This is a genomic window from Mesorhizobium sp. M7A.F.Ca.CA.001.08.2.1, from assembly GCF_003998455.1.
Classification (GTDB): domain Bacteria; phylum Pseudomonadota; class Alphaproteobacteria; order Rhizobiales; family Rhizobiaceae; genus Mesorhizobium; species Mesorhizobium ciceri.
On sequence record NZ_RZPW01000323.1, the window covers coordinates 1 to 6550 of the forward strand.

Genomic DNA, 6550 nt, shown 5'->3' on the forward strand with positions numbered 1-6550 from the left:
GTCCTGGACGGCGTGGTGATCGTTGCCGAGTGGGGCAAGACACAGGTCCAGACGCTGCAGGAACTTGTCAAGACGTTGCAGGCCTGCAGGACCCCGATACTAGGCGTACTCTTGGCCAGGGTCCGCGCGCCCAAGCGCCGTAAAGCATGAAACCGTAGCGAGACATTCTCCTTCGGAAGTTGCAAAAAGTCTAGGAGGATCATTCCTTGGGATTAGGGGGATAGCCCCTGAGCGTCACGCTACCTCCTTTGCCCTTCTTGTCGACAACCTCCGACCTTGGAAGAGTGCAACAACAAGTCGAAACAGCGATTGTTCCATGACAACGAACGCCTTCGAGTCACATCAGGCAGCACCGATCTGGGTTCAGCCATCTCTGCCTATCCCGTCCGACAGCCGAACGGCAGTCCTGCACGTCCTTCCCGCATCCGACAACAACGGTGCCGGGGCAGTGTTGACGGACCTTTCGCCTGCGCTCAGGTTGGGAACGACGAACCCTCCTGTGGGCGGTCTCCTGAAGCGCATCATGGATCTGGTAGTAGCATTCACGGCGCTTATGGTTGCCGCGCCGGTAATGATTGTCGTTGCTCTGCTGATCAGGATGACGGCAGGAGGCCCGGCAGTGTTCTCGCATAGCCGCATCGGCTTTGGCGGAAAGCCATTCGATTGCTACAAGTTCCGCTCGATGGTCACCAATTCGGACGAAGTTCTGAAGTCATTTCTCGACAGCAACCCTCAAGTCAGGTTGGAATGGGAGGAGACCCGCAAGATCAGGAACGACCCCCGCGTCACGGTGCTTGGGTGGATGCTGCGTAAGTCGAGCCTCGACGAACTCCCGCAATTGTTCAACATCATCCGCGGCGACATGAGTTGTGTGGGTCCAAGGCCCATCGTCAAGGACGAACTAAAATGCTACGGCGACCACTTAGGGGAATACCTTCGGGCAAAGCCCGGGCTCACCGGTCTGTGGCAGGTGAACGGAAGAAGCAGCATGGACTACGCCAACCGCGTGAAGCTGGACTGCCAGTATGTGCGGAACTGGTCGGTTTGGCTCGATATCGTGATCCTGTTCAGGACGGTTTTCGCAGTCATACGTTTCGACCGGGCTTCCTGAAGTCCCGCCGTGTCACCTTTCCTTGCGCTTCCGGTGGACGGACAGGGACAGACCGATGATATAGGCGCCAGCCAAGACGAATGACAGTATCAGGAACTTAGTGACGGTCACGTAGCCCGGCAACCCGAGCCCATTCCAGGCAAAGCTTCCGACCACAAGCAGCGCAGTCGCCGCGATCAGCGCAGGAGCCTTGAAGCGCAGTCCCATCAGAACGCCTGCCGCCGATATAGCGATTACACTCATGAGCACCGACATCTCCAGTGATACCCGCAGGAACTGATCGCCTCACTGCGGCAGGGAAGGCATCGTCAGCGTGCCCACTGATATGCGGCCTCAAAGTGCAAGGCAAGTGCCGCCGGAAATTGCTAGCATGGTCGGCCAGATCATTGAACTTGAAGCGAACCAGTTCAAAGAAAGGTGCGCGGCGGTTTTCCGTGTGGAACAGCAGAAAAACAAGCACCTGCAGCGAGCTGGCAGCTCCGCCCACTCTGAACCGCTCTGGCCATGACGCCGGCGCGTTCTTTACCCGTCCAGGCGGCCACCAACGGTCTCGGGTTCGGAGGTCATGTCGAAGGCGTTGCGAGCCGGCACCCGCGCCAATCATGAAGCCTGTCAATTGGTACCTTGAACAGAAACCGTCCCTGCCTGGACGTCGTCCTCTACAGGTAGAGCAGCCAAGCCGGACGGCGGGGCGGGGATATCGATCTTCACGGTATCGCCTGGCTCGATCGGCGTCGTTTCCTCAGCCGTGAGTTCTTGCGAGCCGCTGTCCGTCGTCCTCACGATCTTGAAGATCGGCTTGGCCCTTTCGGCGCGCTCTCTAAGGGCGAGCAGAGCAGGGGCCGTGACCTCGGTATCGTGCAACAACTGCACCGCGGTGTTGGCCTTGCTGGTCACTTCATTGAGCTGCAGTTGCGTCTCGCGCAAGGCAGCAGCGACTTCGCTGGCTTGGCTATTGCCGAGGTTGAGGATCTCGATGTCGGTCTTGCTTATCTCCTGCCTGACTCGCAAGAGCGAGGTCTCGGCAACCAACCTGTCGCTCTGCATCTGTGCGACCGTTCCCTGTAGAGAGAGTTCCCGCGGTGCAACCGCCAGCCCCTTCTGGACAAGGGCCGAAACACCCGCGAGTTCCTTCTGGATAAGTTCGATCTGTTGGTCGTGGAAGGCCATCTGCTGGCCGAGCGAGGTCAGTTCCTTTTCGAGGAAATCCTTGAGTTCGCGCAGGGCACGGAGTTGCGTCGCCATGGCGTCCTTGCGGACGGCGAAGATCTTGCGCTCCTGCTCCATCGCCACCGCGACCGTCTCGTTCGAAGCTCTGTCCTTCAGTTGCGCAGGGAAGGCGATGTCGTCGCTGCCAGCTAGTTCTGATTCCAGCCGTGCTTTGCGAGCGAGCAGACTGACGTTGCTCAGCGCCAACAAACCCACATCGCCCTGACCCACGATGACTTCACGCTCGAGCCTCGACATGTCTTCCTCGCGTGTTCGCAGGCCGCCGGCGATTCCCAGCGCCTGCAGCACCGTCAGCCCGGGCCTGTAGGGGAACTCGCCTGGCTGCGTGACGTAGCCGACAATGTAGAACGGCCTGTACTGGACAATCTCGACAGCGACATCCGGCTGGCGGCCGAGGCCCATGTGCTGCATCAGGCGGTCGCCGATCGCGCGGGCGAGGTCGCCGGGGGCGGTGCCCTGCGCGCGTATCTGGCCGACAAATGGAAGGAAGAGCGTGCCGTCGGCACCGACGACGAAACTGTCGTTGAGAGCCGTCCATTCGAAAATCACGTCGCGTGATGCGCGCCATTCGTAGACCTTGAGCCTGACCTTGTCCTGAGGTCCGAGGAGGTACTCGGCAGCCACCGTCGGCAAGGGGCAGGCAGCCGCCGCCAATGAAGCCGCCGCCACTGTCACAAGCCATTTCCGCATTGTCTTCCCACCTTCAGATTTTCAGGATGTATTCGGGTTCGATTCGTCCCATGGCGATGTGCCGGATCGCCAGCATGTTACCCCTGAGCCTGCCCCTGCGATCGATATACGGCTCAGGCCGCAGGCTCTTTGCGAGATTCGCGGCGATATTCCTGAACATCAGCGGAAGAGCGAAAGAGGCCGGAACGGAGCCCTTCCTGATCAGATAGATCGCATTCGCAACCTGGGAGTAGCCGAACCGCTCGCCGCTGACCCGCCCTGTCTTGATACCGAGATGGACGCCCGTGATCGCGGTCACGCAGACCACGCGGCCTTTGGATCTCATTTGGCTGGTGAAGTCGATGTCTTCCTGCCAGCCGTACAAGACGAGGCGCTCGTCGAAGCGCAAATCGCCCACAAGCGAGGAACGCAAGGACATGTTGCATCCGTATGCTCCGACATGGTCGACCACCGGCGGTCCATCATGTTTTTTGCCCTCGTTTTCCCGCAAGGCGGCTTCGGCATTTTCCCAGGTGAGGCCAGCATTCGTGGCACCGTCCCTGACGACCGTGCCCATCACCACCGCCCATCCGTCATTTTCCACGAAAGCTTTCTCGACCTGCTGCAGATATTCGGCGGACGGAACGAAATCATCGTCGAAGAATGTGATGATGTCGAAGCGCCCCAGGGAAGGTACGAGAGCCCTGTTCCGCTGGGCAGCCAGTCCTTTCGGTCCGAAAACGAGTGACACCTGGAAAGGACAGCTTTCCGGCAGGCCGACATGCGAGGCGTCGGGCGCCGACACTATGACCTCATCAGGAAGCCTCGTCTGGCCGCCCAAATATCCAAGCAAACGCCCGACCTGTCCGCTGCGGCCAAGCGTCGGGATGATCACTATGAGTCTCATGCTCGATCCAGCTTCGGTTCCGCCGAAACCTAGACCGACGAGTGGACCGACACAGCCTGCATAAAAGGAGACGGGAGGAGCCTGGCCTACCGCCGGACACAGGCTTTCGGAGTATCCCGGTGACGGACCACATCCGCAAGTATTAGATGGCCATGCGCCCGTAGCGGTGTGTAGCCGATCGGACAGCTTGCCGGAGCAACGACATGGAATGGAGACTGCCAGCCTTATGAGGCTAGGGGGAACCATGCTCCACGAACGCTCTTCCGATTTGGCCGTCGCTGCCAAGATCGATGTATCCATCGAAGAATTGCCGGCCGCGCCGGGGCCCGGCTTCGACAGCAATGCCAGGATAGCGATCGTTCATGACTGGTGCCCGAATTTCCGGGGAGGGGAAAGGGTTCTTGCGCAAATCTGCAAGCAGTTCCCCAACGCCGAGGTCTTCACGCTTTTCGATTTCCTGCCACAAGAGGTGAAGGAGCAATATTTCCACGACGTGGAATTCCATACGTCTGCGGCCAACCGGATACCGATGGTCCATAAATTCTATCGATCCCTCTTCTTTTTCTGTCCCTTTCTGATCGAGCAATTCGACGTGACGGGCTACGACGCGGTGATCTCGTCGTCGGCCGCCTTCTCGCGCGGCGTCATCACCAGGCCGGACCAGCCGCATCTGTGTTATGTGCACAGTCCCGTCCGCTACGCCTGGGATGAACAATTTTCCTATCTTCAGCAGGGACGGCTTGGTTTCGGCCCCAAGGGAATGCTCTATCGCTACATGCTCCATCGCCTGAGGACATGGGATACGAGAACCGCGCACGGTCCGGACCTGATGCTGGCGAACTCGAATTATGTCCGCTCCCGTATCCAGCACATTTACGGGCGCCAGGCGCGCGTCGTTTTCCCCCCGGTCACACTGGGCGAATTGCCTTGTGTGGAGGATAAGGACGATTACTACGTTTCAGCGTCCTTCCTCGCCCCCTACAAGCGCACCGACCTTGTCATCCGGGCCTTCAACGAAATGCCTTCGCGGCGACTGGTCATCGTTGGCGAAGGGCAGCAATCAGCCTGCTTGCGGGCGCTTGCCGGTCCCAACGTCACCTTCTCGGGCTACCTGCCCCGGAAAGACTATGTGGACACCCTGGCGCGGGCGAAGGCGATGGTGTTTGCGGGCTGCGAGGATTTCGGCATAGCGCTGGCCGAGGCACAGGCCTGCGGGACGCCGCTGGTCGCCTTCGGTCGCGGCGGCGCCGTCGACATCGTACAGCGGCTAGGATCATCCTCCGAGCCGACAGGAGTGCTGTTCAAGGCTCAAACGGTCGATCACCTCAAGCAGGCAGTGGAACGGTTCGAAGAGAATAGCCATGCCATTGCGCCGCGCGCTTGCGCCAGAAATGCAGGACGTTTTTCAGAAGAGAACTTCGACCGCGCGATCCTGGAATCGCTAGACGCCGTCCAGGCACTTCACGAGATCATGTGAATTCGGGAGCCCTGACGATCTTCGTTTCCGTATCGACGCCGTCTGCGGCCGCCATCGCCTGGAGATAACGCAGGCCCGTCGCCCTCCAGCTGTATTCCGCGGCTCTCGCCTTTCCCTTGCCCATCATCTGAGCGCGCAGGGCCTGAGAAGTGCGAAGCTGCACGAAACTGTCGAACCATGCGTCCTGGTCGTCTGGGGATGCAAACAGCGCTGCATTGCCGCAGACTTCAGGCAGGCTGGCGCGGTCTGAAACCACGACAGGACAGCCGACGGCCATCGCCTCGAGGGCTGGGAGACCGAAGCCCTCCGTGAGCGAGGGGAAAGCCAGGCATAGCGAGTCCCCGAGGAGGGCCGCCAACTCGCCATCCGAAATGCGGCCGAGCCAGTGGATGTTTCGCGCTTCGGTCCTGGCGGATCCTGACCTAAAGACGCGCGAATCCGACATGCCGACAATCGCGATTCTGAGTCCGGCTTCGCCAAGACGATCAGCCATGTTCAGGAGGAGATCCAGATTCTTGTGAGGTGCGGCACTGCCGATCAGGACAACGGTTTCCCGCGAGGCCGCCAGCCGCGTCTGTGCTGAGTGTTCAGGCTCCCACCGCAAGGCATGCTCATGGCCGTTCGGCGCCACGAAAGCCCGCTCTGCCGGGATGACGTCGCGGCGAACCAGTTCATCCAAGGAGTAGTTGGAAACGGTCGAAATACCGCACGCCGTCTTGCCGAGGGCGGGCAACAGATTCCTGTAAAGAAGTCTAAAGGCAAATGAATAGCTCTGCGGGGCATTCCAGACGTTTGCATCATGGACGCAGACGATATGCTTGCGGGAAAGCAGCGGCCCTGTGTTGCAGAGGCTGAGCAGTCCGCTGCCATCCAGGGATGAGGGGAGCTGCACCTGTTCCCAGGCATGCCCGTTCATGCCGCCGATCTCTCGACGCTCGATGCAAGCCAGGGGGAAGTCTCCGGACCCTGGAGGGTGGAGCAGTGCAAGCTCGAGGCCGCGGGTCAGCGGGTTCTGCTCGGCCAACAAGGTGTCGAGAGCGCGCACGACCTCGCGCGCGTAACGCTGAACGCCTGTTGTCGGCTGCGAAAGAAACCGCCCATTGATCGTCCAACGTCGCGCCATGTCGTCCACCCCTTGGATCGTTCAGTGTGGAAC

At 60.1% G+C, this 6550-nt stretch carries 7 protein-coding genes; 3 read left to right on the top strand and 4 right to left on the bottom strand.

Annotation, left to right across the window (positions count from 1 at the left end; genetic code table 11):
* Window positions 1-316: 316 nt before the first annotated feature.
* Window positions 317-1111: a sugar transferase gene (locus EN914_RS19320; RefSeq protein WP_024505420.1), complete on the top strand. Its 795-nt coding sequence runs from the start codon at window positions 317-319 to the stop codon at window positions 1109-1111.
* A gap of 12 nt (window positions 1112-1123) precedes the next feature.
* On the opposite strand, the gene EN914_RS19325 is transcribed toward EN914_RS19320, so the two are convergent.
* The gene (locus EN914_RS19325) at window positions 1124-1354 is read right to left on the bottom strand and encodes a hypothetical protein (RefSeq protein WP_127219079.1); all 231 of its coding nucleotides are present in this window, start codon (window positions 1352-1354) and stop codon (window positions 1124-1126) included.
* 127 nt (window positions 1355-1481) lie between these two features.
* Between EN914_RS19325 and EN914_RS38355 the strand changes: the two genes are divergently transcribed.
* Complete coding sequence (locus EN914_RS38355; protein ID WP_155924994.1) at window positions 1482-1619, top strand: hypothetical protein; 138 nt, start codon at window positions 1482-1484, stop codon at window positions 1617-1619.
* A 104-nt stretch (window positions 1620-1723) separates the two neighbouring features.
* Here EN914_RS38355 and EN914_RS19330 read toward each other — a convergent pair whose 3' ends face one another.
* Both EN914_RS19330 and EN914_RS19335 read right to left on the bottom strand, forming a co-directional pair.
* Entirely contained in the window at window positions 1724-3031 is a 1308-nt protein-coding gene (locus EN914_RS19330; protein WP_024505418.1) for a polysaccharide biosynthesis/export family protein, read from the bottom strand.
* Window positions 3032-3044: 13 nt separating this feature from the next.
* Entirely contained in the window at window positions 3045-3917 is an 873-nt protein-coding gene (locus tag EN914_RS19335; protein WP_024505417.1) for a glycosyltransferase family 2 protein, read from the bottom strand.
* A gap of 244 nt (window positions 3918-4161) precedes the next feature.
* On the opposite strand from EN914_RS19335, the gene EN914_RS19340 reads away from it, so the two are divergent.
* Window positions 4162-5394 (top strand): glycosyltransferase, encoded by a 1233-nt coding sequence (locus EN914_RS19340; RefSeq protein WP_024505416.1) that lies wholly within the window; start codon window positions 4162-4164, stop codon window positions 5392-5394.
* On the opposite strand, the gene EN914_RS19345 is transcribed toward EN914_RS19340, so the two are convergent.
* Window positions 5387-6517, bottom strand: coding sequence for a glycosyltransferase family 1 protein (locus EN914_RS19345; protein ID WP_024505415.1), 1131 nt, complete (start codon window positions 6515-6517; stop codon window positions 5387-5389). The two genes, EN914_RS19340 and EN914_RS19345, sit on opposite strands and share 8 nt — an antisense overlap.
* Window positions 6518-6550 lie beyond the last annotated feature (33 nt).